Below are 25,223 nucleotides of genomic sequence, written 5' to 3'. Positions count from 1 at the left end.
CCTCCTGTCAGGGGTCGACCTGCTGCGCTTCGGCCTCCGCGTCGTCGTCGACATCCCGCGCAGCCATCACGTAACCATCCGGCTCCGACATCGGCACGGGTGCTGGGCCTGCCGCCAAGATGGGGTCCTCCTCCGTCGGCTGCCGGTAGACGCTGGTGACGCGGATCGCAGAACGATGCGCCTCGCCGACCACCCCGTTGAAGTCGAAGGCGTCAACATCTCGATCGGGCCCGGGCCAGTACCGCACTTCGACGCGCGTCTCGACGCCCTCGACGTCCGTGTCGACACTCACGCCCACGACGAGCGAGCGCCCCTTCGCGTCTACCTCGCGCCGCAAGGTCGTCCAGGTTCCGCCGGACGGTTCGGGTCGCGCCGCAACGTGCGGGCGCTTCCCATCCCTGTTGGTCGCCGGCCGGCGCACCGCCACCGGCTCAACGTCGTCATCTGTGGCCTCGAGCAGCGCCTCGGTACTCCCAACCTTCCACCCGAGCGACCGGTCGATGTCCTCCATCGTTCGGCGCTGTATCCGTCGGGTTAGACCGTGCTCGATCTTCGACTGCGTCGTGGTGGACGGCCCACCGAGAGCGGCCACCTCGTCCTGCGAGAAACCCAGCTCGGCGCGGCGGCTACGGAGGTAGCGACCCAGCCTGGCGATGTTCTGTTCCATGGCCGCCAGCCTGCCAGATTTGCTCGGCAAACATTGGTGAGGCTCGGCGAACATCGCCGTTATGCCGTCCCGCTCTGGCCCCCGCCTTTGGCCAACTACCAACGTTTGCCCGTTCGGATCGTTGCATCACGCGATGTTTGCTGTACGGTGAAGCCATGCCAGCAATGCTTGCTCAGTCGAGCACCTTCACCCCGGCGAGGTCCGCCCGGCAGGACCGAACGCCACCCCACCTCTCCCTCCGCGCACTGCGGTCTGCTCTCGACCTGACGCTCGAGCAGGTCAGCCTCCGGATCACCGAGCACTTCCCGGAGATGGTCGTCAGCCGCGGCTCGCTCTCGGCGATCGAGTCAGGAGCGCGCGGCGCATCTGACCTGATGCTGCGAGCGCTTGAGCGTGCATACGGGCTCCCGGAGGACTCCCTCACCACGGACTACTCCCCCAGGGTCAGAGGGGACGGCGAGCCGCAGTGACAGCCGCCCCTACGCCCATCCCCCAGCAGGACCGGTTCTGGAAGTCTCAGCCGGACGACGTCGCACACGTCTGCGTGGCCGCGGTCATGCAAGCCGACAGCGTCAACGAGGTCATCACGATCCTCGCCAACGCGCTGCCGGACTGGACCCCTCGCGCTGCGCCCGCTACGGGCGTTCGATCTGGAACCGCCGCGGCGATGACGCCGTCCGGGCTGACCTGTACAAGCTCCTGCCGGCCGCGATCAGCGACACCCCCTTCCGTGGGCGCGAACCATCCGGGCACGCCGACGCAGTCGCCCGCCGAGCCGTCCACAACGCCGACCACCGCTAGACCCCGTCTTCCTGAGCCCCGACGCCACCTGGCGGTCGGGGCTTTCGCGTCCCAGAAAGGAACCACCGATGTCCCGTGAGTACGGACACACCCTTCTCGCCGAGAAGGCCTACACGGTCGCGATGACCGAGCTGCCGCCGTCGTCCCTGATCTGGCGCACCCGCGACTCCCTGCAGGACTGGGAGATCTGGACGGCCGAGGCCGTGATCGACGCGGTCGACCAGCCCGACGGCCTCGACCTTCTCGCGCACTACGACCACACCTGGAAGCCCGAGGGCTGGCTCGCCGACCCGGAGGAGCGAGCGGCGTGGATCGAGCGCTTCGGCGACGACAAGTTCTTCTGGCCCAAGACCGGCCACCTGTTCAAGTCGCGCTCCTCAGCGGTTCGTCTGGCACGGCTGCTCGAGTCCTACGGCGCGGTCGCCGAGGTCCTGACGACCGAGGTCGTGTGGGAGACGGACGAGACCCGCCGCGAGCGCCGCGACAAGGCGAAGCGCGACGCCCGCGCCGCCAAGCTCCGCGACGAGCTCGCCGCTCTCGAGGCCGAGAAGTGAGCGCCCCCGCGATCCGGTGGACGCCCCGAGCGCACCGCCTCGCCAACGCCGCTGGCTGGGCCGCCCTCGCCGCCCTCGGTGCGCTCCTCGGCTTCGTCGTCGCGGTGTGGCTCGCATGAGCGTCACGCGCATCGACGGCTGGCCCGGAGCGATGACCGTGCAGACCGCCGCGCTTTACCTCGACTGCTCCTCGCGCACCGTCGAGGGCCTGCAGGAGAAGGGCGACCTCATCCCCATCGACACCGGGTTCGGGAAGCGGTTCACCAAGGCCGAGCTCGACCGGTTCCTCGACGCCCGCCCCGAGTGGTCCCGATGACCCCGGGCAAGACGAACGCCCCCAGCTTGACCGATCGCGCCAACGACCGGGCTGGGGGCGTCATCACGAGTCGCGCCAACGACTCGACGAACAACAGCAGTGCCGACCTGAGAGAAGGAACCGCAATGGCCATAGTGCCAGCAAACCCCGCCGACGTCATCCCGACGCCTACCTCGTTCTACTCGGACGGCGAGTGGAAGCAGCAGGGCCTACGCGTCGTCGGGCCCATGTTCTTCGTGGACCTCGAGAAGGACGGACTGCCGTCGTCGATCCGGACCAAGGACGCGCACGTCGATCGGCTCGCTATCGAGACCTCGCCTGACCACCTCACGCTCCTGACTTTCAGCGAGCAGGAGGATGACGACGCTCCCCTCACCTTGACCGAGGCGGAGAGTTTCGCTCGCGCGATCCTGGCCGCCGTAGCCGCGGTCCGCGCTCACGCGGCGGAGGTGTCGCGATGAGCAAGATCGCCCCCGTCGCCTGCCAGCCCTGGTGCCGTGATGGCCAGGGGCACACGGGCGAGGCCCACGTTGACGACCAGTGGTGCATGTCCCCTGACGTCTGGATCAACCTCGCGCCCGCGAACACCTTCGAGGGCTACCCGAGCGAGCTGCTCTCCGGGCGCGAGCGCCTCGCGGTCACGGCCACCCGTCGCACTCACGTCTACCGTGGCCGGCCGGTCGTCCAGATCTGGGCCGAGGATCGTGACATCGAACTGTGGCTCTCCGCGGAGGACGCACGCGCCTTGGCTGACGAGCTCGTCGCCGCCGCCCGCCTCATCGAGGAGGCGCGTCGATGACCGCCCCCGACGTCTCGGAGGAGCAGTTCAACAGGTTCCTCGACAGCCTCCGCCCCCACAAGCCGTGGTGCGACACGACCCTCTGCTACGACGACGGTGACTCCATCGGGCACTACGGGGTGGCGACGCCTATCGAGTTCGGCTCGGACGAGGACCCGGTGGGCGACCGCTGGCGGATGCCTGCCGACGGCCCGACTCTCGCCTTCCCGCTGAACATCGGGGTCCCGGCAGTCTCCGTCGTCGTGGGCGGGAACGCCGGCTTCGAGGGCAACGACTACATGACTCCGTCCGAGGCGCGAGCCTTCGCCGCTCAGATCGTCGCTGCCGCCGACGCCGTAGAGGGTGTCGGCGCTGGACGGGGGACGTTCAGTGACTGCCGTCGCGACCGGAACCGTGCACTACGACTGGTGCTCGGACTCGTGCCACCGCGTAGTGCTGTCCGACGGGAGCGAGGGATGGGTGCACGTCTCCAAGGCCCGGGTGTGGGCGGACGACGACGGCAACGCGGGCAGCGCGTGGGCTGTCCGCTTCCGGGAGGACTGGACTGAGGCCGAGGGGCCGACCGAGGTCCGGATCGAAGCTCCCGAATCGATGGCCGTCAACGTCGCCGCGCAGTTCGGACACTGGCTCTACCTGACCTGCATGGACCTCACGGAGGAGACGTTCCCCGCCCCGCCGGAGACGGCCTGCCCGGACTTCTGCACCACCCAGGACGACCCCGACCACCAGTGGGACTACACCGGGTTCGTCCAGAAGCGTGTGCGCCTCCATCGGGGCGTCATCGGCAAGACCTGGCGGAAGCAGTACGAGTGGCTCTCCGCCGACGGCCGCGCCTCCCTCGGTCACCGCAGCGTCGGGGGGCGGGTCCGATGAGCGCCACGATCCCCGACCTCACCTTCCCCTCGGCGTGCGTCGACGACTACACGACCCCCTTCTCCACCTACTCCGACACCTACGTCGTCAGCACCACCCTCCTCGACGAGGACTGCGACGGCATGACCGACCGGAGCCGCCTCGCGGACGTGCTGAGCGCCCTCACCGGGATCAACGTCCTCCTCGCCTCGACCCTGGTCGACCACGCGATGACGGTCCTGCGGGACAGGGGCGTCGCCGTGCGAACCGGCACCTACTCGCGGTGGCGAACCGGCGCACAAGGCAGGCGGGAAGGCATCGGTCCCGTCCTCCTCATCGACACGGCATCCGCCGAATCCATCATCCGCATGACCTACGCCGGGATCACGGCGCTCGAGCAGGAGGCACCGCAGTGAACACCGCACTCGCACGCAACTCCGACCCGACCACCTCGCACCTCGCGGGCGACAAGGTCGACGTCACCACCCACCGCGGCCAGGTGCTCGCGATCCTGACCCAGGGCGGAGCCCTCACCCACGAGGAGCTCGTCGCCGCCCACCAGCGCCGCCAGCGCGAGCACGGGTGGAAGCCCGCCTCGCCGCAGTCCATCCGTTCCCGATGCTCCGAGCTCGAGCGCGCCGGCGAGGTCGAACGCGTCGCGGACCGTCTCGGTCGCTCCTCCATGGGGAACGCCGCTCACTACTGGAAGGCCGTGGCCCGATGAAGATCCACCCCAGTGACCGCAAGGTCGAGAAGTGCATGCGTTGCCGTCGTCGGTACCGGGGCCACGGCGAGTGGAACCTCCAGTACGACCTCGGCCGCGAAGTCGGCGTCCTGTGCCCTGACTGCCAGACGCCCGAGGAGAACGCCGAAGCCGTCATTAACGAGGCCACCATCGACTACGCCAAGACGGTCGAGATGACCGAGGGCGAGTTCGTCGTACGCGACCTGATCCGACGGTCCGAGGAGGCCGCCGGGAAGGTGGCTAGAGCCGCTGTCGCGGCCGGGGATCGCGACCTCCGCCACGACGACGTCATCCGCGAGGTGAAGGACGGCCTGCCCGCGCGCTACCCCGGCACCATCACGCAGCGAGACGACATGATCCGGCGGATCGTCACCGACGTGCTCTCGGGCGACCTCTACGAGGACGCCCCGTGAGTCGCGAGCGAGAGAACTACCGCCAGACCGCCAAGGCGTGGCTCGTCGAGCAGCGCCGACGCATCGACAACGGCGAGGACATCGACACCTCGACCATCCCGACGCCGACCAGCACCCAGGAAGGAACCGCCATGGCCTGCCCGATCACGGTCGACCTGAACACGCACATCATCGTGGCCCACGACAAGCTCCCCGAGGTCGCCGTCACGGGCTCCGTCGCGACCGCGACCTTCCCGGACGGGCACGAGTTGCCCTTCCGCGTGGGAGACGAGCAGTCGGCTTACGACCTCGCGCTAGCGGCCCTGGCCGTGATGATGCACCGGCACGCCGAGGAGACCCGCATCGGCGGGAACGAGTTCATCCTCGCCGCCTTGTTCGAGAAGCTCGGCCGCGACGTCGACAGAGACCTCATCCGTGGACTCGCCGAGGCCGGCGTCACCGCGCCCCGCAGCATCCTCGAGGAGGCGTCCTAGGGATGCCCCGTGATTTCGCCCGCTGGAACGTGAGCGCCAGCACGGACGACGACTGGCGCGCGCTCCCCTACCCAGCCCAGTGGCTCTACAAGACGCTCTGGGACCACCCCCGCCTGTCCTACTGCGGGGTCGTGGACTGGCGGCCGGGACGCCTCGCGGCGGCGGCGGCGGGGCTGGACGCCGACTCCGTCCGGACCCTTGCCGCCTGCCTCGAGGCTCGACTGTTCATCGTCATCGACGAGGACACGGAGGAATGCCTCGTGCGGTCCTGGGCACGGTTCGACGGCCTCATGCGTCAGCCCAGAATGGCCGTCTCCTTCACGAAGGCATACGCCGCCGTCGATTCCGCCACGATCCGCGGCGTGCTCGTTCATGAGGCGAACAAGATCCGGACGCGAGAACCGCACCTCGCCGGGTGGAACAACCCGGCAGTGGCGGAGGTGCTCGAGCGACCCGTCATCGACCCTCGGTCGCGCACTCTCCCCGAGGACCCTTTCGGTACTGGCTTCGGTCCCGTTTCGGTCCCGTTTGGGCCTAGCGCAACTTCACCTTTGGGTCTCGTTTCGGTGGCACCTACTCCTACTCCCTCTCCTACTCCAACTCCGTCTCCGAGCGTTCGTCCCGATGGCATCCGGACCGAGTCGGACGGTGAGGAGCACGACGACGAGACGCCGTCGAGGAGGAAGCCGGAGAGGCCGCTGCCGAAGTCCTGGGCCCCGAACGCGGCGCACTACAAGCTCGCGCTCGAAAAGCGCACCGATATCGACGAGCAGGTCGTCGCATTCCGTAACCACGCGGAAGCCAACGACCGGCGGATGCGCGATTGGGACGCCACATTCCGCACCTGGCTCAACAAGTCCAAGCCCACCGCCACCCAGAAGGCGACCAGCTCCGTCTGGGACGCCGCACCAACGAGAGGACAGCCGTGACCGACCTGCTCGACCCGAGCGCCCTCGACCGGGCCGTGATCCACGACCCGCACGCGGAGAAGGTGCTGCTGGGGCTGTGCATGACCCGTGGGCGTCGCGTCGCCCACGACCTCACGCTAAACCCCGCCGACTTCTACACCCCGGCACACGAGCAGCTCTACGGGCTCATCCAGCGCCTCGCCGGAGAGGGCAAGCCGACCGACCTCGCGACGATCAACGCCAACCTGGCGAGCGTCGACCAGATCCACCGCGGACTAATCACCGCACCGCTGCTCATCGAGTGCGAGGAGGTAGCCCTCGGTGCCGACGGGTCTGTGGCCTACTACTCCCGCCTCGTGGCGGACTACGCCACACGCCGGCACCTCTCCACCGCGGCCGTCAAGATCTCCCAGCTCGCTCGCGGCGAAGGCGAGGTCGGTGAACTGGTCGAGATGGCGCGGGGCCTCATCGACGGGACGCGCAGCAGCATCGTCTCCGACATCGTGCTCCTCGGCGACGACTACGACGAGTTCGTCGCAGGGCTCGATCGCGAGACCCGCACAGTCCCGACGCCATGGCCGGGCCTCACGAAGATCATTAGCGGATGGGCACCCGGTGGCCTGTACGTCATCGCGGCCCGACCCTCGATCGGCAAGACGATCGTCGGGCTGCAGGTCGCCCTCTGGCTGACCCGTCACGGGTACGTCTCGTTCACCTCGCTCGAGATGACCAGGAGGGAGTTGCAGCAGCGAGCGACGGCCTACATCGCGCAGGTGCAGCTCGGCGCGCTCAAGGGACGCTCGCCCTGGAACCCCGAACTCACGGTGGTCGATCGCGAACGGATCGCCGAGAACACCGACACCATGAAAGCCCTCCGGCTCGCCGTGAACGACTCCCCCGGCGCGACGGTCAACTCGATCCGCTCGCACGCCCGAAGCGTCTCCCGCCTGGGCAAGCTCTCGGCCGTCGTCGTCGACTACCTCGGCCTACTGTCGGCGACCCCGGGCGATCGCCGCTCCCGGTACGAGATGGTCACGGAGTGGTCGCGCCACCTCAAGACGCTCGCCATGGAGATGCAGGTCCCCGTGATCGTCCTCGCGCAGCTCAACCGAGGCTCCACCCAGCGCGCCGACGGCCGCCCCCAACTCTCCGACCTGCGCGACTCGGGATCTGTGGAGCAGGACGCTGACGTCGTCATGCTCCTTCACGCCGAGGACCCCGCGGACCGTAACGTCGACATGGGGATCGCGAAGAACCGGCAGGGCGTCCTCGGACGAGTCGAGTTCACCAAGCGCGGCGAGACAGCCGAGTTCGCCGAACGCCACGCCATGCCGAACGACGGGTGGGGATGACCCACCAGCACCACCAGGCGACCCGGGACTCCGGGCGTCAACCACCGAGAAGGGAAGCGCAGTGACCGAGCAGACCAGCCCCGAGCCCGTCCAGCAGATCAACGCCCTCGTCGTCCACATCAGCGGCCGGCCCGACGTCGAGACCACCCGCACGGCCGCGGCCATCGGCCGTGACGAGACCGTCGGCGACGTCGTCGACCGTCTCCTGCAGGCCCACGGCACCACCTTCCGAGGGAGCCACCTCGAGATCCGCCTCACCGAGGGCAAGAAGCTCGACTGGGCCACGCACGCCCAGGACTGACCCCGTTCCCCGCACGCCCCCGTCGACCACCCCGGTCGGCGGGGGCTTCGTCATCCCCGGAGACACACATGACCACGACCACGTGCGACTACGGCTGCACCATCTACGGCCAGCACTACTCCGACTGCGACGGCAGAGACGAGATCCGCGAGTGCCGCGGATGCCTCCCGCGCCCCGCCGAGCGCGACCTGCGGCTCTGCTTCGCCTGCGTCAACAAGACGCGCAACGCGCTCGCGGCTGTCCCCGGCGTCGTGTCCTGGCTGCGCCACGTCGCCGACCTAGCAAAGCCGCCCTCCTCTGCCCGCCTCAGCGACGACATCGTCGCCACCACCGACCCCTCGCACTCCACCGTGCTGCACCCCGCCTGGCTCGACGCCGACGAGCTCGAGTCCGTCATCGACTCCTGGATCAGCGTCATCCGAGCCGAGCACCCCAACCGGCGCAACATGGCCGGCCCCAACACCGACACCTTCCCCGGCAGCGCCAACCTGTGGATCGACACCCACTGGATCTACCTCGCCATGACCGACCACGCCGCTGACTTCCGAGGGCAGATCGTCGGTCACGTCGCCACCCTGCGACACCGCTACCCCGAGCCCGACAGCGCGGCACCCGCACGTCCCGTCAACAAGCCGTGCCCCCGGTGCGAGCACCTCACCCTCGTCCACCAGCCCATCCGCTACCAGGGCGACGAGACACGCATCGAGTGCACCAACGACGACTGCGCCGCCGTCCTCAACGACGACGAGGTCACCCTCATCCACTACAACGCCCCCACGGAGGCAGCATGAGCAAGCGCGCAACGGTTCGCGCCTCGTCCTGGTCCACGTTCTGCCTCGCCTGCGGCACGAAGTACGGAGACGACTGCTCCAGCGAGGTTGAGGCGAACGCCATCGCGGCCGAGTACCCCTACTGCTCCGGTTGCGAGGAGGCGTGGCTCCAGCAGCAACGCGAGCAGCGCGAGGCTTTTCGGTGACCGACGACCGCGACAAGTGGCTCCCGATAGCTGACGCCGCCCGCCAGTTCCGCATCCTCCCCGACACCATCCGCACCTGGGCCCGACGAGGCGTCGTCCGCTCCCACCGACACCGTGGACGCGTCGCCGTCCACACCGACGACGTCGCCGCAGCCGAACACGAATGGCGCACCCGAGGCAAGATCACAGGCCGGCGAGGACGCCTCGGCAGCAACTCTGGCCGCGAGTCGTAGCAACAACTGCCAGAAACTGTCGTATGCTCATCCCCGGGAGTCCTATGCCCTCAACTGGCAGCAGGGCTCCCATCGTCGTCTCCGGACGACACTCGCCGAACGGCGAACCTGTCCCGCTGGCGAAACTGGCAGACGCGCTGGTCTCAGGAACCAGTGCCCACGGGCGTCCGGGTTCGACTCCCGGGCGGGACACCCGAGCGCGACGTCGGGCGGCTTGCCGGAGCCCAGCGCACACGACGACGTCGCCGGAGCCGGCACCCCTCCGCAGCGCGCGCCCCCGGGCGAGCGCAGGGTGCCACCTACTTCGGTGGGGCGCGTCAACACGGTCCCGGCACACCACGCATCGGCGAACGCCGTGAAGGCCGCTTGGGGAGTTTCACGCCGGGTCCTTTCGCTCCCTGCAGCAGCGCGTCCTGCGCGCCCCACCGTCGACCCACCCGAGGACCCGATGCCGAGCAACGTGCGCTACGCCAACGGTCACCGACGCCGCGAACTCCGAGCCCGCAAACTCGCGGCCGGCGGCTACTGCCCCTGGCCCGACTGCCCCTGGCCACACGAATACCTAGGGGCCGGTCTCGTCGAAGACATCCGGCAACGCGTTCCAGTCAAACCACAACACGACCCGCACTACCCCGAAGTCGACGAGATCATCCCCGTCAGCCGAGGCGGTGATCCGGTCGCAGCAGACAACACCCGTCTGCTGCACCGAAGACGATGGTGCAACCAGCAGCGCGGGGCCGGGCGGACCCCAACTCGCAACGCACCTCGACCAACCATCATTGCGTCCCCAGGGTGGGGGCCATCCGCCACCACGGACACACCCCCACCCCCACCCCCTCCCCCAAGGGGACGGCGACCCCGGGGGATAGCGCCTTTCACACACAGAGCTCGGAGGTCCTGCCGATGGACCGCAAGGCCGTGCTCGAGGAGACGCTGGACCTGCTCATGAGCGGGCTGCGAGACGAGGCGAAGGGGCCTGCACGGGCTCCTCTCGCTGCTCAAATCCGCGCTGTGTCCGCTGACCTTGCCGCCTTGTCGGCCGATGAGGGCAAGGCGGGTGATCCGGTTGACGAGCTCGCAGCCCGTCGCGCTGCTCGGGGAGGCGCGACCGCGCGTCTTGGTCGAGCCACAGGGGGCCAGGGCTAACTCGTGGGAGGACGTTGCTGACCTGTCGGCTACGGCGGGCATCGTCCTGGACGGCTGGCAGGAGACCATCCTGCGGGCCTCGATGGGTGAGCGTCGGGACGCGACATGGGCGGCCAAGCGCGTCGGTGTGACGGTCCCTCGCCAGAACGGCAAGTCGCAGCTGCTCGTCTCGAGGGCGCTCGCAGGCGCTCTGCTGTTCGGTGAGAAGAAAATCGTCATCTCTGCGCACCAGCAGGACACGGCGCGTGAGGCGTTCTCGAAGCTCATGGAGATCGTCGAGGCCGACGCGAACGGGTGGCTGCGCGAGCGCGTGAAGTCGGTCATGAACGCGCTAAACCGCGAGTCGATCAAGTTCACGAACGGCGCGACGATCCAGTTCAAGGCTCGCTCAGGCGCTGGGGGCAAGGGCTTCTCGTCCGACTGCCTCATGCTCGACGAGGCGCAGATCCTCGGGTCGCGCGCCTGGACGTCAATCAACTCGACGATGTCGGCGATGCCAAACCCGCAGGTGTGGCTCCTTGGGACGGCTCCACAGGACGAGGACGACTCGACGGTGTTCGAGTCGGTCCGTGCGGCGGCGATCGAGGGGAAGTCGTCGTCTGCCGCCTGGTGCGAGTGGGGCGCGGACGTCACGTCGCCCGAGTACGCGGCTGCGCGGGCGGATCTCGCGGCACGGCGCTGGTCGTCGGCGGTGGAGTACCTGTGCTGGTCGGCGAACCCGGCGTGGAACGCGCGCATGAACGTCGATGTCGTGACCGGTGAGTGCGAGACCTACGCCCCAGAGCGCTTCGCTCAGGACCGCCTGGGGATCTGGTCCGCCACCGGTGGCGGGACGCGTGCCATCAGCGCTGACCTGTGGCGAGACCGTGAGGTCGGGGCCGCGCCGGTCGGGACGATCTCGTACGGCGTGGCGTTCAGCATGGACGGCACCCGGGTCTCACTCGCTGGCGCTCGGAAGCACGACGGCGGTGTGCACGGCGAGCTCATCGACGCGATGACCGGCCCGCTCGAGGCGGGAATCGCGGCGCTGGCTGACTGGCTGGCCGGCTGCTGGCGGGACACGGCGCAGATCGTGATCTCGGGCGCTGCTGGTGCGGCGACGCTGAAGCAGGCGCTGCGGGAGCGGGGCGTGCCGGAGAAGGTGCTGCGCATCGCGTCGACGGGCGACTACACGGCCTCCTGCGCGATGCTGCACGACGCCATCAGGGACGAGACGTTCACGCACCTGGCGCACGAGGGCCAGGCCGTGCTCGATGACTCGGTCGCGGTGAGTGACATGAAGCGGCGGGGGACGTCGGGGGCGTGGGGCTGGGAGGCCACCATTCCTGACGGTGACGAGACCCCGCTCGAGGCAGTCAGCCTCGCGGTGTGGGGTGCGAAGACGACGAGGCGGAAGCCCGGACAGAAGCAGAGGGCGGTGATTCGCAGATGAGGCTGCCCATTGAGGGACTCTCGGACGAGGCGCAGGAGGCGGTCTCGCTGCTGCTTGGGCAGCTCGCGGAGAAGCGTTCGATCAACAAGACGCGGCAGAACTATTTCGAGGCTGCGCAGAAGACGAAGCACTTCGGGATCGCGGTTCCGCCGCACATGGTGGAGTTCGAGACGACGCTGTCGTGGGGCGAGGGCGCGTGTACTCACCTGAACGACCGGATCAACCTCGAGGGCTTCGAGATCCCGGACTCGGACGTCCTGCCGCTGAACCTGTCGCGGATCATCCGGCAGAACAAGCTGCTGGCCGAGTCCACGATGGCGCACCTCGAGGCGCAGAAGTACGGGCCGGCGTTCACAATGGCGCTGGCGGGGTATGCGGGTGAGCCTGACGTGGTCGTGCGGTCGCTGTCGGCTCGCGTGACGACGGGCGAGTGGAACCCGAACTCGCGGCGGCTGACGAAGATCCTGACCGTGACCGGTGCCAAGTGGGGTCGCGTGACGGAGATGATCTACGCCGACGACGAGATGGTCTACACGATCGCAGAGGGCGACCGCGGCGGACTCACGGTGGTCCACTCGGCCGGCGTTCCGATGTGCCCTGGCACGCTGCTCCCGTTTCGGCCCGATCTGGACAACCCGTTCGGTCGCTCACGGCTCTCGCACCCGGTGATGCGTGCGATCGACCGGGCACAGCGGACGCTGCTCCGGTCGGAGATCACGGCCGAGTTCTTCTCGGCCCCGCAGCGGTACCTGCTGGGCGCTGACGAGGACATCTTCACGGACGAGGACGGCAAGCCGATCCCGACGTGGGACGCGCTGATCGGGCGCATCAGTGCGATCGGTCGCGACGAGGAGGGCCAGGTCCCGTCGGTCTACACGGCCCCTCAGGTGTCGATGCAGCCGCACACGGACATGAGCCGGCACGACGCGGCGATCTTCTCGTCGCTGGTGAACGTGCCGGTGAGCGTGCTCGGCGTGGTCCAGGACAACCCGGACTCGGCCGAGGCGATGGAGGTCCGCTGGGACGCGCTGAACAAGGTCGCGGAGCGGGCGCACGTGTCGTTCGGAGCGGGATGGGTAGAGACGCTGCAGAAGGCCGTGATGATCCGCGACGGTCTTGACGATCCGCCGGAGGAACTCGACGAGCTGGAGTCGAAGTGGCGTCCGGCGTCCATGCCGACTCGTGCCGCGATGGCGGACGCGGCGACGAAGGAGATCGGGGCAATCCCGTGGGTGGCTGAGACGGAGGAGGCGCTTCGGATGTTCGGTCACGACCGGGCTACGCGGAAGCGGATGCTCGCCGACCGGCGTCGCGCTCAGGGTGGTGCCCGTATCGGAGCGCTCGCGGCGGCGGGACGAGGTTTGCTCCCCGTCGCCGCGGGCTCGCCAGGCGCGGCGGAGTAGCCCGTGGTTCCCGCTCCTCTGGTTGCGGAGCTGCGGGCCGCTCAGCAGGGCCTGGTTCGGCTGACGGACGCGGACATCACCGAGTTCTTTCGGTCAATGGACCTGCGCCGACCGGAGCAGACCCGCGATCTGCTGATCGAGTTCGTCGCGCTGCTCGTCGCGCAGAACGGTCTGGCGGGTGCTGCTGCAGCGGCGGACTGGTTCGAGGAGGCGCGGGAGGCGGAGCGGGTGCCGGGCACGTACCGTGCCGGGCCTGCCGACCTCGCGCTTGAGGACGACGTCGAGTCGGCCGTGCGCTACTCGGCTGGCCACCTGTGGTCGCCGACGCCTGAGCTCATGCTGCCGTCGATGCTCAAGGAGGTCTCGAAGCTGGTGCTTGCGCCGGCTCGGGAGACGGTCGTGCGGTCGTCCGAGGACGACCGCCGAGCAGTTGGCTGGCAGCGCGTGACGCGTGCTGGGTCGTGCAAGTTCTGCCGGATGCTCGCCTCGCGGGGCGCGGTGTACCGGGAGCGCACGGTCGACTTCGCGGCGCACGGCTTCTGCGGCTGCGCCGCGATCCCGTCGTGGGACCAGGACGCCCCCGAGGTCGACGTCCGCGCCTACTCAGCGTCGGCGCGCACCGCGGGCATGACGCCTACCCAGAGGGCCGCGCACGACGCGCGCGTGCGCCGCTACGTCGCCCAGATGGACGACCCCGCCGACCGTACGTAGGTCGAACCACACGCTTCCTGCCGCACGGCAGGGGACCACTGATCCGCCTACCGCGTCGGCCCGCATGGGCCGCCGTGGCGATCCCGCACGGGAGGAACCACCAGATGAGCCGCACCACGATCACCCAGACGCGCACCGACCGCGACGGCCTGGCCGTCATCGGTCGCACGCTGCACGACCTGCGCGGCATCCGCTTCGCCGAGGGCGAGGGCGGCGCTGCGCCGGCCGACCCCGCGGCCCCAGCGGACCCTGCCGCCCCCGGTGACCCCGCAGCTCCCGCCGAGCCCGCCGCCCCCGCAGAGACGGACTGGAAGGCGGAGGCGCGCAAGTGGGAGGCGCGGGCCAAGGAGAACTCCACGGCAGCTGCACGGCTGGCTGAGTTCGAGGAGGCCGGCAAGACCGAGGCGCAGAAGGTCGCTGACCGTCTCGCCGCGGCGGAGAAGGAGCGCGACGACCTCAAGGCCGAGCGCGATTCCCTCGCCAGCGAGAGGCAGATCGCGACGTGGAAGGCCGCCGTGTCGAAGGACACCGGCGTCCCCGTCGAGGTGCTGTCGGGCACCACCGAGGAGACGATCAAGGCGCACGCCGAGCTCGTCAAGCCGCTCATCAAGACGAAGCCCGAGCCGCCCCGCTCCCCCGCACTCTCGCGGGCGAACGGAGGCGAGGGCATCACCCCCACCACTTCCCCCGGCCTCGGCACCCTGCGGGCTGCCTACGCCGACACCTCCCGTTAGGAGCCATCATGGCTGTCACTCTCGCTCAGGCAGCGCTGCTGTCGGAGACCCAGCTCCAGCGCGGCGTCGTCGAGACGTTCGTCCAGGAGTCGTCCATCCTCGACCGGCTGCCCCTCATGAACATCGAGGGCAACGCCTACGCCTACAACCGTGAGGCGACGCTTCCCGGCGTCGCGTTCCGGTCGGTCAACGAGGCGTACACCGAGTCGACCGGCACCGTCGTGCAGGCGACCGAGTCGCTCGTCATCCTCGGTGGCGACGCCGACGTGGACCGCTTCATCGTCCAGACCCGTGGCGACCTCAACGACCAGCGGGCGATCCAGACCCGTCTCAAGGTCAAGGCCGCGTCCTACAAGTTCCAGGACGCGTTCTTCAACGGCGACGTCGCGGTCGACCCGAAGGGCTTCGACGGACTCAAGAAGCGCCTCACCGGTGCCCAGGTCATCGACGCCGCCACCAACGGCCTCGGTCCGGTCGCCGGCGGCCACGACTTCTTCGACGCGCTCGACGCGCTCATCGGAGCGGTCCCCGGCCTCGAGGGCAGCAACGGCGCGATCTACGCCAACCGCGCCGTCCAGGCCCGCATCATCTCGAGCCTGCGCCGTCTCGGCGGTGCCGACTTCGTGAACGAGTCGCTCACGAACAAGCGCGTCCTCACCTACAACGGCATCCCCGTCCTCGACCCCGGCCTCACCGCCGCGGGTGCGGCTGTCCTGCCGCTGACCGAGACGCAGGGCACCTCGACCGCCTCGTCCTCGATCTACGCCGTCCGCTTCGGCGAGGACGAGACCGACCAGGGCGTCACTGGCCTCACCAACGGCGGCGTCCAGGTCGACGACCTGGGCCAGCTGCAGGAGAAGCCGGCCTACCGCACCCGCATCGAGTTCTACTGCGGGCTCGCGACGTTCGGGGGCCGAGCCGCCGCTCGCCTCCGTGGCATCACCGCCTCCTGATCGAAGGGAACCCTCATGGCTACCACCACGAGCAAGACCACGCTGGACGCGGACGTCACCAAGCCGTCGAACACGGCCCCCGGTGACGGCCCGGCCGACACGACCGACCCGACCGAGACGGCCGTGTCTGTCACTCCGCAGCCGAACGACGAGGCGATGAAGGTCGGGACCGTCAACGCGGTCAAGCCCGGCCCGAAGGTCACGCGACCGCGTGTCGACAAGTCGAAGAGTCGCGTCGAGACCTACGACGCGGTCCGCCCCGACGGGACGGTCGTGACCGTCACGCACGACATCGACACGGGCGAGACGTCGACTGCCGAGAAGTGACCTCTCGAGGCCCGACTCGCCACCCCGCGAGTCGGGTCTCGCAGGCCCGCAGCACACTCATGAGCGGAACCGGAGGCCACTGATGACGACTCCCTACGCGACCGTCGAAGACCTTCGCGACGTTTGGCCGGCGCTCTCGTCAGACGCTGCACAGGTGACTCGGGCGCAGGCGCTCCTCCGGGACGCAACCGCGAGGATCGACGCCTACGGCCCCGCTGAGCGACTCGTTCCAACAGGTCCCGGCGTTGCTACCTCGACCCGGAGCGAGGCCGATCTCGCGATCCGGCGGATGATCTGTCGCGAGATGGTCTTGAACGTCCTGGCGAACGACGGCACCCCCGGCGTCACGAACGAGACCTCAAGTCGGTCTCTTGGGCCGTTCAGCGAGTCGCGGACGTTCACGTTCGACGCCCCTGGGCGGACGCTCACTCTGACGAGGGAGCACAAACGACTCCTCCGCCCCCGACGTCAGCGCGCGTACTCCGTCAGTCTCTACCCCCGACCGGTGAACAGGCGGGGAGACCCTGATGCTCGACGTCATCGTCGCCTCTGGACAGCCGCTCTACCCCGAGCTCAACGTCCAACGCCTCGAATCGTGGATGACGCCCCACGTCGTCTGGGTTCGAGACCTCCTCTCTCGAGGCGGGATGGGATCGCAGTACCTCGCAAGGCGGGACGTTCGAGGCTTTGCCAGCGACGAGCAGAAGGTGGTCAAGACGGCGACGGGCGTCGAGGTCATCTCCTCCGGCGCGGTGACGGTCGACTTCGACGAGCAGATCCCGATTGGGTCGCTCGTGACGGTCTGGCCCGGCACCCCCGGTCAGCGTGACGCCCAAGTGGTCGCGGTCAGCCGCCACCATGCGCCCGGGTGGCCCGCTTTCCAGACCATTTCGCTGTCCTAGCCGAAAGGCGGCCCGCCCTGAAGTTCCTGATCCCGATCCTCTCCGTCGTCGAGAAGGCGGCGCAGGAGGGCATGACGGAAGCGGGCGAGACCATCCTGGCCCGGTCCAACGACCGGGCACCGGTGGACTCCGGAGACCTGCGCGCCGCGGGGTTCGTCGACACGGCGGACCTCGCGGTCAAGGTCGGCTACGAGCCGACGGGCGGCTATCCCTACTTCCGCCGCCAGCACGAGGACCTCGACTACCAGCACGACACCGGTGAGGCGAAGTTCCTCGAGAAGGCCGAAGCCGAGACTCGCGACGAGGTGCCGGCGATCATCGCGAGGCATATCAAGGGGGCGCTCGGTGGATGACTCGCAGCTCACCCAGGCTATTTGTCGTCTGCTGGCAGAGATCCCGGGCTGGGAGTGGCGGCCTGCCGGCCCGGCCTACACGACGGTCGAAGTCGGAGTGCAGTACGGATCGCTGCAAGCCAGCCCCGACCGCGGTGTTGCCGTGCGCGTCTATTCATCCGTCGACGAGTTGCAGACCGGGCTGGCTACACGATCCGCGCAACTGCGGTTCCGGGGCGCTAGAAACGCCGTCGACAGCGCAGACAAGTTGGCCTCGGTCGCGTTTCGGCACCTGCAGGGCCTCTCCCGCCGGGAGGGGATCAGCGGCATCCGCCGCCTCTCGATGGCACCGATCGGTGCCGACGCCAACGGCCGCGAGGAGCGGACCGACAACTACGAGCTGCTGCTCGAACTCACCCCGGAGGTATCACCATGACCCGCGCACAGGACAACGCCCTGCCCGAGGGCTTCCTGCTTGGCAAGTCCTACGAGTACGGCGTCGACGTCAACACCGGCACGGCGCTCGCACCGGTGTGGGAGACGGTGTCGCTCATGAGCGACTTCCAGCTCACCCCGACGCCGCAGACGACCGACGCGCAGACCTATGACGACGAGGGCGCGCCCAACAGCGCCACGACCGGGTGGGGCTGGGCGCTCGCGTTCGCGACGATCATCGCCCGCTCGGGCACGACCGGCGAGTACGCCCCGGAGATCGAGGCCCTCATCCGGCGCACGAAGCCGTCGGCGAAGGGCTCGCAGGCTCAGATCGGGGTGCGCTGGTACCACCAGCCCGACTCCGCCAGCGGCGCGGTCCCCAACCCGGAAGACGCCGGCCAGGGCATCGCGACCGTGTCCTACTCGCGCGCGAACACCGGCTCCGACGGTGCGCCCGAGCGTCTGTCGTGGACGCTCACGGGCGTCGGTGCCTACACCGAGATCGTCAACCCGCTCACGACCGAGGGTTCGTGAGCGCGGTCGACTTCGCCGCGTGGGCCAGGCCGAACCTCGAGCTGCTGCTGGGCGGACGCACCTTCGTGGTGCGTCCGCCCTCGGTGGCCCAGGCCCGCCTGGTCCTGGCGCTGGCGGTTCGCTTCGAGGTCGGCGAGGAGCGCACGCCGCCCGAGGTCATGGAGATCCTCGACGGCCTCCCCGACGACGGCCACCCTGCGCTCGGCGAGACCTACACCGAGATCGTCGAGGCCGGGATTGACCCCGTCACCCTGTCCCGGGTCGGCGTGTACGCGACGCTCGTGTGGGCGCGCGGCCGGGAGTACGCCGATGCCGCCGCCGAGATCATCTGGGGTCCCGAGCGCGACGCCGCGGCGGCCGATGCTCCGGGAAAAGCGTCAAGCCGATCGCGGAGTGGACGGCGCAGGACTTCGCCGACCTCGGGATCGGCGACCCCTACGACCACGACGTCAACGGCGTCCCGCTCTACCGCAAGTACCGGCCGATCCCGCGCGAAGCCCAAGGGGAAGCCCAGCCGGTAGGTCAGCCGCCGGCGGTCGACGACTCACTCGTCGCGATCGTCACCCACTGGCGGCTCGTCGTGGCTGACCTCCTGGCGATCTACCACCTGGACCTGTACGACCCCGCCGTGCTCACGCGGCCGTGGCTCGGGGTCCGCACCGCGATCTTCGCGCTGTTCACCCACCCCGACTCGCTCCTGCGGCGAGCCCTGACGCGGAGGTAGACGATGCGCGCAGCCGAGCTGGAAGTCCTCCTCACGGCCAACACCCAGCAGGTGGCGAAGGCCGAGCGGGAGATCAAGGCCACCGGTCAGCGCATCGAGGGCAAGCCCATCGAGGCGAAGGTCAACGCGAACGCGAAGCCCGCGCTCGAGGGGATGGAGGAGGTCGAGGAGGCCGCGAAGCGGATCGTCTCGGCCAAGACCGTCGCGCGCATCGAGTCCGACATCGAGGACGCCGAGGCCGGAGCCGAGAAGATCCGCGAGGAGCTCGACTACCTCCGCGCGCTCTCCACGGACGTACAGGTCGACGCCGACATCGCCAAGGCCGAGGACAAGCTGCAGCGCACCGAGCGCACGCTCGACGGCCTGCGCAGCGCCCGGGCCACGATGACGGTCGACGCCGACACCTCCGACGCCGAGTCGGAGGTCGAGAACCTCGCCGACGACGCCGAGGACACCCTCGACGAGGGCGGCTCCTCCGGCGGTGCCGCCTTCGGCAAGGGGATCATCGCGGGCCTCGCGACGATCCCGATCGTGGGCGCGGTCGCCAAGATCGGTGAGGCCGCCGTCGAGGGCCTGATCGGGGCGTTCCAGGACGGGCTGCAGGTCGAGGTGCGCCAGGACCGCCTGCAGGCGCTGACCGGGATCAGCGAGGAGGACGCCGCCCGCTTCGGCCGGATCGCGTCCGAGGCCTACACCCAGGGGTACGGCGAGTCGGCAGCCGAGAACATGGACACCGCTCGCGTCGCCCTGCAGGGCGGGCTACTCGACGTCGACGGCACGCGCCGCGACTCGCAGCGCGTCATCGAGTCGCTCGCGGGCATCGCCGACGTCCTCGGCGAAGACGTCGCCCCGGTCTCGACGGCCGTCACGACGATGCTTCGGGCCGGCCTGATCAAGTCGTCCCAGGAGGGCTTCGACATCCTCGCCGCTGGCGCACGCGAGGGCGTGAACGCCCAGGAGGACCTGCTCGACACCTTCATCGAGTACCCCGCGCTGTTCTCTCGCCTCGGCCTATCGGGTGATCAGGCACTCGGACTCGTGAACCAGGGCCTGAGGGCGGGTGCGCGCAACAGTGACCTGGCCGCGGACGCCCTCAAGGAGTTCCAGATCCGGGCGACCGACGGGTCGGAGGCCAGCGCGGAGGGGTTCAAGACCCTCGGCCTGAACGCCGAGAAGATGACGAAGCAGATCGCCGAGGGCGGTGACGGCGCACGCGAGGGACTCGACACCGTCCTGGACAAGCTGCGCGAGATCGAGGACCCGGTCAAGCGCAACGCCGCCGCCGTGGCCCTGTTCGGAACCCAGGCGGAGGACCTCGGCGACGCCCTGTTCGCCATGGACGTCTCCACCGCGGTCGAGGGCCTGAACGGCGTCCAGGGTGCCGCGCAGAAGATGTTCGACACCATCGCGTCCAACGACGCCTCCCAGATCGAGACCGCGAAGCGGAACATCGAGGTCGCCGCGGAGGGCATCAAGGGCGCTCTCGCGGGAGCGTTCGCTGACCCTCTTGCCGAGGGCGCGGAGTGGATCTCGCAGAACCGGGGCCCGCTGCTGGAGTTCTTCAAGGGTCTCGCCAACGGCGCGTTCGACTTCGGTGACGCCGTCATCGAGGGCATGGCCGCCGGCACCGAGTCGATCGGCGTCTTCGTCTCCGGCCCGCTGGCGGACCTAGTGGAGGGGTTCGCCGACACCCTTGAGTCCGCGTCGCTGCTCGGCCCGCTCCTGGGCGTCCTGGGACCGGACCTACCCGACCCGCAGGTCTTCCGCGACATGGCCGACGGGATGCGCGGCTTCGAGACCAGCACCGAGCAGGCCGCCGACGAGATGCGCACCAACCTCGGGGGCGCGCTCGACTCCGCCCGGGAGCGGTTCAACGGCTTCATCGACCCCGAGATCACCTCGGGCTACCTGCACGATGCGACGCTCCGACTCGCGACGGCGGTCGACGAGGTGGGGTACTCGGCCGACGGCGCGAAGCTCTCGCTCGAGGGGTATGACGGGGCGAACCTGTCGACGGCCGCCTCGGGTGCGGAGCTCGAGTCGCAGATTCGCAGCGCGATCTCGGCGATGGGTGACGAGGTCGCCGCGGCGGCTGCGGCGGGCGAGGGGCAGGACGCCCTCACGCAGCGCTACCAGTCGAGTCGTCAGGCGCTGCAGGAGCAGCTCACCGCGATGGGCCTCACTGAGGACCAGGCGCGAGCGCTGATCGACACGTACTCGGCGATCCCGGAGACGGAGTCGACGGACATCTCGTCGAACGCGAACGAGCGTTCAGTGGAGGTGGACGGTCTCGCGACCAAGGTGCGGCTGCTGCCGGACGGGACGGTCGAGATCGACGCGAACACCGCGGACGCGAAGGAGGTCATCGATCGGTTCGTGAGCGAGCAGTCGCGGCGAACGATCCGGATGAACCTCGCCGTGAACGCGGGCGGTGGCGGCGCAGGGTACGCGTCGATGCAGCACGACGGCTCGGTCCTGATGCCGATGGCCGGCGGCGGCACCCTGACGCCGATGGCTCCCATCGCGCAGACGGTCGACCCGAACACCTGGCGGATCGTGGGCGACCGGATGACGCACCGGGAGTTCTACATCCCCGACGACGGCTCGCCTCGCTCGCGCGCGATCCTCGCTGAGGCCATGCGGTCCTTCGGGATGCAGGCGATGGCAGCCGGCGGCGCGCTCTCGCCCGGCGGCGGCGCGCGCGGCTTCGGCGGCGTTGTGGTCCACATGACGGTGTCCGACTCCAAGCACGCCCTTTCGACGGCATACGCCGTGAAGGGCCTGCTCGAGCAGGCGACCGACGCCGACCCGGGAGGTGTGACGCTGTGACGGCTCAGCTAGTACGCCTGGACGGCGTCGACATCGCCGCCCCCGGCCCGGGCGCGGCTCTCCGGGTCCGCCCGAACATCGAGGGCTGGTGGGGGTCCCCTACCGCTGAGGATGACGCTGAGCGGCGTCCGGGAGCGCACGGGTCGTGGCCGGGGGTGACGAGCCTGTCGCCCCGCGTGGTCGTCGTGGCCGGCCTCCTGACCGGGACGTCGCACGCCGCAGCGGTCGCGGGCCTGGACGCCCTCAAGGGGATGGTCCGGACGGTCGACACGGTCCTCGAGGTCGAGACCCCGGCCGGTGCGAAGCGCGCCGTCGTGCGTCGCGACGGGCAGGTCCTGACGACTTGGCACTCCGAGCGGCAGGTCACGGTGTCGCTGCAGATGATCGCGCACGACCCCCGGATCTTCGGGCAGGAGCGTCGTCACTTCCTGCAGACGGGCGGCGCGGCGGGCGCGTTCGAGTACCCGGTGATGTACCCGATCACCTACGGGACGGCCGAGATCGCACAGAACACCGCAGTGCTGGTCAACGACGGGAACGAGGCGGCCCACCCGGTCGTGTCGGTCCGTGGCGACTTTCCCTCGGGGTTCCGGCTCACGAGCGGGGACTCGGAGCTCACCTACTCCGCGCCGGTGTTCGCCGGCACCCCGGTCGTCGTGGACTTCCTGTCCCGGACGGTGACGCAGTCGGGCGGGCTGCGCACGGTGCACCTGACCCGCCGGGACTTCTGGGAGGTCCCGGCGGGCGGGTCTGCCTCGATCACCCTCATCCCCATCTCTGCGGGTTACGGCTGGGCTGAGGCCGTCGTGACCGACACCTACCTCTGAGGAGACGCGCGTGCCTACTGGAATCGGAATCGCAGGCGTCCTCGACGAGGACGGCCAGCCGGTCGGTCGGACCCCGCAGGACGACCGCCACATCAACAACGCCCTGCGCACGCCCGGCATCCTGCAGGGCGCGGTCGTGGAGACGAGCACGACGGCGATGACCTACCGGGTCTACCTCGGCGTGATCCAGATGACCCGTGGCGGTGACGACGGCGCGGTCCTGGCGCCCGTGCCGACGACCACGCTCACGGTCGCAGCGACCACGGGCCTGCCTCGGCGGGACCTGATCTACGCGAAGCAGAACGACCCGACCAAGGGCGACCCGAACAACCAGGCGTTCTACGGCGTCGTCCAGGGCACCCCGAACAGCACCCCGACCGACCCGGCGCTGCCGGCCGGTGCGCTGCTGCTCGAGCGCATCCACGTCCCGGCGAACAGCACCCGGACCTCGTCGGCGTACCGGATCAACGACCGCCCGTACTCCATCCCCTACGGCGGGACGCTCGGCATCCTGCACCGCGCCGTCGACACCCACAACGGTCTCGCAGCGCGGCAGGACTGGCAGACGTGGGGCAACGGGGAGTTCTTCGTCCCCACGAACCGGCTGCTGGAGTTCTCGCTCCTCACGTGCGTCAGCACCGACGTCGGAGCGTCCCGCCGCGGCACGATGCGGTTCAACATCAACCTGGACGGCAACGGCGCGGGGAACGTGATCACGTCCTTCGAGCGGGCCTACGACCAGGACTGGACCGCGCACCACATGCCCCACGTCCAAGCCGTCAGCGCCGGCCGCCACACTGTCTCCTTCGGTCGCGCACGCGTGAACGGTGACCCGTTCTACCAGCGATATGGCGTCCGTGCCTCCGACGGTGGCCGTTACCCCGGCATCGTCCTCATGGTGCGTGATCTCGGGGTCGCGGGATGACGTGGTCGCTCCACGTCTTCGACGTCACCACGGGCGCGATCCTGCAGCAGCTCCCGCTCGTGCCGTTCACGTGGTCGCACAAGGTCCGCGACTCCTCGGCCGAGGGCCGCGAGACCGGGACCGGGGACGGGGAGTTCTCCTCGCTGTCCTTCCCGTGGGCCGCGCTCCCGACCCGGGTCGAGGACGTCAACGACCTCCTCATGCCCGGCAAGCGCGGCATCCTCGCCGCATTCCAGGAACGTGCCGTCGTGGCCGGGATCATCGGCCCCCGCGCCGACACCTACGCCGGCACGACGTTCCCGCTGCGCCCCCTGTCCTCGCTGCTCGAGCGCCGGTTCGCGGTCGCCGAGACCGACAGCCTGTCGACGTCGTGGTTCGGGTACTCGCGCCACTCGCTGGGGACCTACGCCAAGCGGCTGGTCGAGCACGCGATGAGCAAGCCCGGCGGCGCGCTCCCGATCCTCCTGCCGCCGGAGGAGCCGCTGCCGATGATGGTCGATGACCCGTCCTTCCGTCGCACCTACCGCGGGTTCGACCTGGCCAACCTCGCCATCAGCGACCTGCTGGACGAGCTCGCGAACGTCGAGGGCGGACCCGACATCGCCTTCCGCCCCGAGCTGGTCAGCCCGGACCGGATGGTGTGGCGCATGAGCGTAGGGACCCTGGCCGACCCCTACATCGGGCAGGACCGCGACCACTCCTGGGCCACGACCGCTCCGGGTGGTCACGCCTCCGGGTTCCGGCAGCTCGTCTCGGCCGACTTCCGCGCCGACCGGGTCTACGGGGCCGGCGCGGGCCAGGACGAGGGCACCGTGACCGCGAAGGCGGAGAACCTGTCGCTGACGGCGCGCGGGTGGCCGCTGGTGGAGCGGGTCATCGCGAACGGGTCGTGGGACGGTGAGCGCACCCCCGCGTTCGCTGCCGCGGTCGACGCGACGAAGGCGGCCAAGGGCGCGCTCGAGCGGGCCAAGGCTGCGGTCTCGCAGGCTGAGCGGTTCCTGGCGACTGCCCGGTCGCAGAGCCGCTCGGCCGCGCAGAAGGTCGCCTCGGCCACGAAGACGACCGGCGGCGCGGACTGGGTCATGGTCCAGTCCTCCCCGCCCCCGGTGAAGGACCAGAACGACGGCGTCACGTGGGTGGACACCTCCACCTCGCCAGCCGTCGCGAAGGTCTGGAAGGACGGGGCCTGGCGCGCGTCCGAGGCCGAGGGGATCGCCGACCTCGTCGCCACGCTCATGGGCTCGCTCGCCGTCATCCAGAACGGCGTGGACACCCTCGCGGCCCGTCAGGCCGACGTCGGCCCGGCCGAGACCGCCGTCGCGAACGCCGAGGCGCACGAGGACGCCGTCGCGGCCCGGGAGGGCAAGGCGATCGTGCAAGCGCACGTGAACGCCGCCGTGGCACCCGAGCCGATGGCGCAGTGGGAGCTCACGGTCCGCGCGGACGGCGACCCGCCCCTGGGGACGTTCTGGCCCGGCGACCTAGCCGAGGTCGCGATCAGCGACTTCCCCACCATCCCGGACGGGACCTACCCCGTCCGCATCCTGTCGATGAGCGGCTCGGAAGGGCTGGGCGTGACGTTGAAGTTCGACGTCGTCGACGCACGCTACTGACGAAGG

General features: G+C 69.6%; 35 protein-coding genes and 1 tRNA gene. 34 read left to right on the top strand and 2 right to left on the bottom strand.

Annotated elements, in window-relative coordinates:
* Positions 1 to 7: 7 nt before the first annotated feature.
* Complete coding sequence (locus QQK22_RS17235; RefSeq protein ID WP_284252414.1) at positions 8 to 667, bottom strand: helix-turn-helix domain-containing protein; 660 nt, start codon at positions 665 to 667, stop codon at positions 8 to 10.
* 155 nt (positions 668 to 822) lie between these two features.
* On the opposite strand from QQK22_RS17235, the gene QQK22_RS17230 reads away from it, so the two are divergent.
* The 18 genes from QQK22_RS17230 (at position 823) to QQK22_RS17145 (ending at position 9,582) form a co-directional block, all read left to right on the top strand.
* Positions 823 to 1,137 (top strand): helix-turn-helix domain-containing protein, encoded by a 315-nt coding sequence (locus QQK22_RS17230; RefSeq protein ID WP_284252412.1) that lies wholly within the window; start codon positions 823 to 825, stop codon positions 1,135 to 1,137.
* A 399-nt stretch (positions 1,138 to 1,536) separates the two neighbouring features.
* Positions 1,537 to 2,022 (top strand): hypothetical protein, encoded by a 486-nt coding sequence (locus QQK22_RS17225; RefSeq protein WP_284252409.1) that lies wholly within the window; start codon positions 1,537 to 1,539, stop codon positions 2,020 to 2,022.
* Entirely contained in the window at positions 2,019 to 2,141 is a 123-nt protein-coding gene (locus QQK22_RS17220) for a hypothetical protein (protein ID WP_284252407.1), read from the top strand. The genes QQK22_RS17225 and QQK22_RS17220 overlap by 4 nt, the downstream gene beginning before the upstream one ends.
* On the top strand, positions 2,138 to 2,338 hold the full coding sequence (locus tag QQK22_RS17215; protein ID WP_284252405.1) for a helix-turn-helix domain-containing protein: 201 nt from the start codon (positions 2,138 to 2,140) through the stop codon (positions 2,336 to 2,338). Before QQK22_RS17220 ends, QQK22_RS17215 begins: the two co-directional genes overlap by 4 nt.
* Entirely contained in the window at positions 2,335 to 2,799 is a 465-nt protein-coding gene (locus tag QQK22_RS17210; protein ID WP_284252403.1) for a hypothetical protein, read from the top strand. The genes QQK22_RS17215 and QQK22_RS17210 overlap by 4 nt, the downstream gene beginning before the upstream one ends.
* A complete protein-coding gene (locus QQK22_RS17205; protein ID WP_284252401.1) occupies positions 2,796 to 3,137 on the top strand; it encodes a DUF6907 domain-containing protein in 342 nt (113 codons plus the stop codon). Before QQK22_RS17210 ends, QQK22_RS17205 begins: the two co-directional genes overlap by 4 nt.
* The gene (locus QQK22_RS17200) at positions 3,134 to 3,685 is read left to right on the top strand and encodes a hypothetical protein (RefSeq protein WP_284252399.1); all 552 of its coding nucleotides are present in this window, start codon (positions 3,134 to 3,136) and stop codon (positions 3,683 to 3,685) included. The genes QQK22_RS17205 and QQK22_RS17200 overlap by 4 nt, the downstream gene beginning before the upstream one ends.
* Before the next feature lie 43 nt (positions 3,686 to 3,728).
* Entirely contained in the window at positions 3,729 to 4,010 is a 282-nt protein-coding gene (locus QQK22_RS17195; protein WP_284252397.1) for a hypothetical protein, read from the top strand.
* A complete protein-coding gene (locus QQK22_RS17190; RefSeq protein ID WP_284252395.1) occupies positions 4,007 to 4,405 on the top strand; it encodes a hypothetical protein in 399 nt (132 codons plus the stop codon). Before QQK22_RS17195 ends, QQK22_RS17190 begins: the two co-directional genes overlap by 4 nt.
* The gene (locus QQK22_RS17185) at positions 4,402 to 4,713 is read left to right on the top strand and encodes a hypothetical protein (RefSeq protein WP_284252393.1); all 312 of its coding nucleotides are present in this window, start codon (positions 4,402 to 4,404) and stop codon (positions 4,711 to 4,713) included. The genes QQK22_RS17190 and QQK22_RS17185 overlap by 4 nt, the downstream gene beginning before the upstream one ends.
* Complete coding sequence (locus QQK22_RS17180) at positions 4,710 to 5,147, top strand: hypothetical protein (protein ID WP_284252391.1); 438 nt, start codon at positions 4,710 to 4,712, stop codon at positions 5,145 to 5,147. The genes QQK22_RS17185 and QQK22_RS17180 overlap by 4 nt, the downstream gene beginning before the upstream one ends.
* Positions 5,144 to 5,620: a hypothetical protein gene (locus QQK22_RS17175; RefSeq protein ID WP_284252389.1), complete on the top strand. Its 477-nt coding sequence runs from the start codon at positions 5,144 to 5,146 to the stop codon at positions 5,618 to 5,620. Before QQK22_RS17180 ends, QQK22_RS17175 begins: the two co-directional genes overlap by 4 nt.
* A 2-nt stretch (positions 5,621 to 5,622) precedes the next feature.
* Positions 5,623 to 6,549 (top strand): hypothetical protein, encoded by a 927-nt coding sequence (locus QQK22_RS17170; RefSeq protein ID WP_284252387.1) that lies wholly within the window; start codon positions 5,623 to 5,625, stop codon positions 6,547 to 6,549.
* On the top strand, positions 6,546 to 7,880 hold the full coding sequence (locus tag QQK22_RS17165) for a replicative DNA helicase (RefSeq protein WP_284252386.1): 1,335 nt from the start codon (positions 6,546 to 6,548) through the stop codon (positions 7,878 to 7,880). Before QQK22_RS17170 ends, QQK22_RS17165 begins: the two co-directional genes overlap by 4 nt.
* 61 nt (positions 7,881 to 7,941) lie before the next feature.
* Entirely contained in the window at positions 7,942 to 8,181 is a 240-nt protein-coding gene (locus tag QQK22_RS17160; RefSeq protein WP_284252384.1) for a hypothetical protein, read from the top strand.
* 68 nt (positions 8,182 to 8,249) lie between these two features.
* On the top strand, positions 8,250 to 8,972 hold the full coding sequence (locus QQK22_RS17155) for a hypothetical protein (protein WP_284252382.1): 723 nt from the start codon (positions 8,250 to 8,252) through the stop codon (positions 8,970 to 8,972).
* Positions 8,969 to 9,157, top strand: a complete 189-nt coding sequence (locus tag QQK22_RS17150) for a hypothetical protein (RefSeq protein ID WP_284252380.1) — start codon at positions 8,969 to 8,971, stop codon at positions 9,155 to 9,157. Before QQK22_RS17155 ends, QQK22_RS17150 begins: the two co-directional genes overlap by 4 nt.
* 343 nt (positions 9,158 to 9,500) lie before the next feature.
* Positions 9,501 to 9,582, top strand: a tRNA-Leu gene (locus QQK22_RS17145).
* Positions 9,583 to 9,952: 370 nt separating this feature from the next.
* Here the strand turns inward: QQK22_RS17145 and QQK22_RS17140 are convergent.
* On the bottom strand, positions 9,953 to 10,096 hold the full coding sequence (locus tag QQK22_RS17140) for a hypothetical protein (RefSeq protein WP_284252378.1): 144 nt from the start codon (positions 10,094 to 10,096) through the stop codon (positions 9,953 to 9,955).
* A gap of 411 nt (positions 10,097 to 10,507) precedes the next feature.
* On the opposite strand from QQK22_RS17140, the gene QQK22_RS17135 reads away from it, so the two are divergent.
* From QQK22_RS17135 to QQK22_RS17060, 16 genes are all read left to right on the top strand, one after another.
* On the top strand, positions 10,508 to 11,968 hold the full coding sequence (locus QQK22_RS17135; RefSeq protein WP_284252376.1) for a terminase large subunit domain-containing protein: 1,461 nt from the start codon (positions 10,508 to 10,510) through the stop codon (positions 11,966 to 11,968).
* The gene (locus QQK22_RS17130; protein ID WP_284252374.1) at positions 11,965 to 13,371 is read left to right on the top strand and encodes a phage portal protein; all 1,407 of its coding nucleotides are present in this window, start codon (positions 11,965 to 11,967) and stop codon (positions 13,369 to 13,371) included. The genes QQK22_RS17135 and QQK22_RS17130 overlap by 4 nt, the downstream gene beginning before the upstream one ends.
* 3 nt (positions 13,372 to 13,374) lie before the next feature.
* Positions 13,375 to 14,082 carry a VG15 protein gene (locus QQK22_RS17125; protein ID WP_284252371.1) on the top strand — a complete coding sequence of 236 codons (708 nt, stop codon included), beginning with the start codon at positions 13,375 to 13,377 and terminating at the stop codon, positions 14,080 to 14,082.
* 104 nt (positions 14,083 to 14,186) lie between these two features.
* Positions 14,187 to 14,816, top strand: coding sequence for a hypothetical protein (locus QQK22_RS17120; protein ID WP_284252369.1), 630 nt, complete (start codon positions 14,187 to 14,189; stop codon positions 14,814 to 14,816).
* Positions 14,817 to 14,824: 8 nt separating this feature from the next.
* On the top strand, positions 14,825 to 15,769 hold the full coding sequence (locus tag QQK22_RS17115) for a major capsid protein (RefSeq protein WP_284252367.1): 945 nt from the start codon (positions 14,825 to 14,827) through the stop codon (positions 15,767 to 15,769).
* Between the two features lie 15 nt (positions 15,770 to 15,784).
* A complete protein-coding gene (locus tag QQK22_RS17110; protein WP_284252365.1) occupies positions 15,785 to 16,096 on the top strand; it encodes a hypothetical protein in 312 nt (103 codons plus the stop codon).
* A gap of 527 nt (positions 16,097 to 16,623) precedes the next feature.
* A complete protein-coding gene (locus QQK22_RS17105; RefSeq protein ID WP_284252363.1) occupies positions 16,624 to 16,998 on the top strand; it encodes a hypothetical protein in 375 nt (124 codons plus the stop codon).
* Positions 16,965 to 17,351: a hypothetical protein gene (locus tag QQK22_RS17100; protein ID WP_284252361.1), complete on the top strand. Its 387-nt coding sequence runs from the start codon at positions 16,965 to 16,967 to the stop codon at positions 17,349 to 17,351. Before QQK22_RS17105 ends, QQK22_RS17100 begins: the two co-directional genes overlap by 34 nt.
* The gene (locus QQK22_RS17095; protein WP_284252359.1) at positions 17,344 to 17,766 is read left to right on the top strand and encodes a minor capsid protein; all 423 of its coding nucleotides are present in this window, start codon (positions 17,344 to 17,346) and stop codon (positions 17,764 to 17,766) included. Before QQK22_RS17100 ends, QQK22_RS17095 begins: the two co-directional genes overlap by 8 nt.
* Positions 17,763 to 18,299 carry a phage tail tube protein gene (locus QQK22_RS17090; protein WP_284252358.1) on the top strand — a complete coding sequence of 179 codons (537 nt, stop codon included), beginning with the start codon at positions 17,763 to 17,765 and terminating at the stop codon, positions 18,297 to 18,299. Before QQK22_RS17095 ends, QQK22_RS17090 begins: the two co-directional genes overlap by 4 nt.
* Positions 18,296 to 18,820 (top strand): DUF7426 family protein, encoded by a 525-nt coding sequence (locus QQK22_RS17085; RefSeq protein WP_284252356.1) that lies wholly within the window; start codon positions 18,296 to 18,298, stop codon positions 18,818 to 18,820. The genes QQK22_RS17090 and QQK22_RS17085 overlap by 4 nt, the downstream gene beginning before the upstream one ends.
* A 59-nt stretch (positions 18,821 to 18,879) precedes the next feature.
* The gene (locus QQK22_RS17080; RefSeq protein WP_284252354.1) at positions 18,880 to 19,023 is read left to right on the top strand and encodes a hypothetical protein; all 144 of its coding nucleotides are present in this window, start codon (positions 18,880 to 18,882) and stop codon (positions 19,021 to 19,023) included.
* Positions 19,024 to 19,026: 3 nt separating this feature from the next.
* The gene (locus QQK22_RS17075) at positions 19,027 to 21,852 is read left to right on the top strand and encodes a phage tail tape measure protein (protein WP_284252352.1); all 2,826 of its coding nucleotides are present in this window, start codon (positions 19,027 to 19,029) and stop codon (positions 21,850 to 21,852) included.
* A gap of 155 nt (positions 21,853 to 22,007) precedes the next feature.
* Positions 22,008 to 22,679: a hypothetical protein gene (locus QQK22_RS17070; protein WP_284252351.1), complete on the top strand. Its 672-nt coding sequence runs from the start codon at positions 22,008 to 22,010 to the stop codon at positions 22,677 to 22,679.
* 10 nt (positions 22,680 to 22,689) lie between these two features.
* Complete coding sequence (locus QQK22_RS17065) at positions 22,690 to 23,604, top strand: hypothetical protein (protein ID WP_284252349.1); 915 nt, start codon at positions 22,690 to 22,692, stop codon at positions 23,602 to 23,604.
* Entirely contained in the window at positions 23,601 to 25,217 is a 1,617-nt protein-coding gene (locus QQK22_RS17060) for a hypothetical protein (protein WP_284252347.1), read from the top strand. The genes QQK22_RS17065 and QQK22_RS17060 overlap by 4 nt, the downstream gene beginning before the upstream one ends.
* Positions 25,218 to 25,223: the final 6 nt, after the last annotated feature.

The organism is Litorihabitans aurantiacus (assembly GCF_030161595.1).
Classification (GTDB): domain Bacteria; phylum Actinomycetota; class Actinomycetes; order Actinomycetales; family Beutenbergiaceae; genus Litorihabitans; species Litorihabitans aurantiacus.
This window is presented reverse-complemented; position numbering and strand designations above follow the sequence as displayed.

Bases quoted from the DNA above. Each gene is read 5' to 3' on its own strand.
- QQK22_RS17235 (WP_284252414.1), bottom strand. From the start codon at position 667: ATGGAACAGAACATCGCCAGGCTGGGTCGCTACCTCCGTAGCCGCCGC.
- QQK22_RS17230 (WP_284252412.1), top strand. From the start codon at position 823: ATGCCAGCAATGCTTGCTCAGTCGAGCACCTTCACCCCGGCGAGGTCC.
- QQK22_RS17225 (WP_284252409.1), top strand. From the start codon at position 1,537: ATGTCCCGTGAGTACGGACACACCCTTCTCGCCGAGAAGGCCTACACG.
- QQK22_RS17215 (WP_284252405.1), top strand. From the start codon at position 2,138: ATGAGCGTCACGCGCATCGACGGCTGGCCCGGAGCGATGACCGTGCAG.
- QQK22_RS17210 (WP_284252403.1), top strand. From the start codon at position 2,335: ATGACCCCGGGCAAGACGAACGCCCCCAGCTTGACCGATCGCGCCAAC.
- QQK22_RS17205 (WP_284252401.1), top strand. From the start codon at position 2,796: ATGAGCAAGATCGCCCCCGTCGCCTGCCAGCCCTGGTGCCGTGATGGC.
- QQK22_RS17200 (WP_284252399.1), top strand. From the start codon at position 3,134: ATGACCGCCCCCGACGTCTCGGAGGAGCAGTTCAACAGGTTCCTCGAC.
- QQK22_RS17195 (WP_284252397.1), top strand. From the start codon at position 3,729: ATGGCCGTCAACGTCGCCGCGCAGTTCGGACACTGGCTCTACCTGACC.
- QQK22_RS17190 (WP_284252395.1), top strand. From the start codon at position 4,007: ATGAGCGCCACGATCCCCGACCTCACCTTCCCCTCGGCGTGCGTCGAC.
- QQK22_RS17180 (WP_284252391.1), top strand. From the start codon at position 4,710: ATGAAGATCCACCCCAGTGACCGCAAGGTCGAGAAGTGCATGCGTTGC.
- QQK22_RS17170 (WP_284252387.1), top strand. From the start codon at position 5,623: ATGCCCCGTGATTTCGCCCGCTGGAACGTGAGCGCCAGCACGGACGAC.
- QQK22_RS17155 (WP_284252382.1), top strand. From the start codon at position 8,250: ATGACCACGACCACGTGCGACTACGGCTGCACCATCTACGGCCAGCAC.
- QQK22_RS17150 (WP_284252380.1), top strand. From the start codon at position 8,969: ATGAGCAAGCGCGCAACGGTTCGCGCCTCGTCCTGGTCCACGTTCTGC.
- QQK22_RS17130 (WP_284252374.1), top strand. From the start codon at position 11,965: ATGAGGCTGCCCATTGAGGGACTCTCGGACGAGGCGCAGGAGGCGGTC.
- QQK22_RS17120 (WP_284252369.1), top strand. From the start codon at position 14,187: ATGAGCCGCACCACGATCACCCAGACGCGCACCGACCGCGACGGCCTG.
- QQK22_RS17115 (WP_284252367.1), top strand. From the start codon at position 14,825: ATGGCTGTCACTCTCGCTCAGGCAGCGCTGCTGTCGGAGACCCAGCTC.
- QQK22_RS17110 (WP_284252365.1), top strand. From the start codon at position 15,785: ATGGCTACCACCACGAGCAAGACCACGCTGGACGCGGACGTCACCAAG.
- QQK22_RS17105 (WP_284252363.1), top strand. From the start codon at position 16,624: ATGCTCGACGTCATCGTCGCCTCTGGACAGCCGCTCTACCCCGAGCTC.
- QQK22_RS17090 (WP_284252358.1), top strand. From the start codon at position 17,763: ATGACCCGCGCACAGGACAACGCCCTGCCCGAGGGCTTCCTGCTTGGC.
- QQK22_RS17075 (WP_284252352.1), top strand. From the start codon at position 19,027: ATGCGCGCAGCCGAGCTGGAAGTCCTCCTCACGGCCAACACCCAGCAG.
- QQK22_RS17060 (WP_284252347.1), top strand. From the start codon at position 23,601: ATGACGTGGTCGCTCCACGTCTTCGACGTCACCACGGGCGCGATCCTG.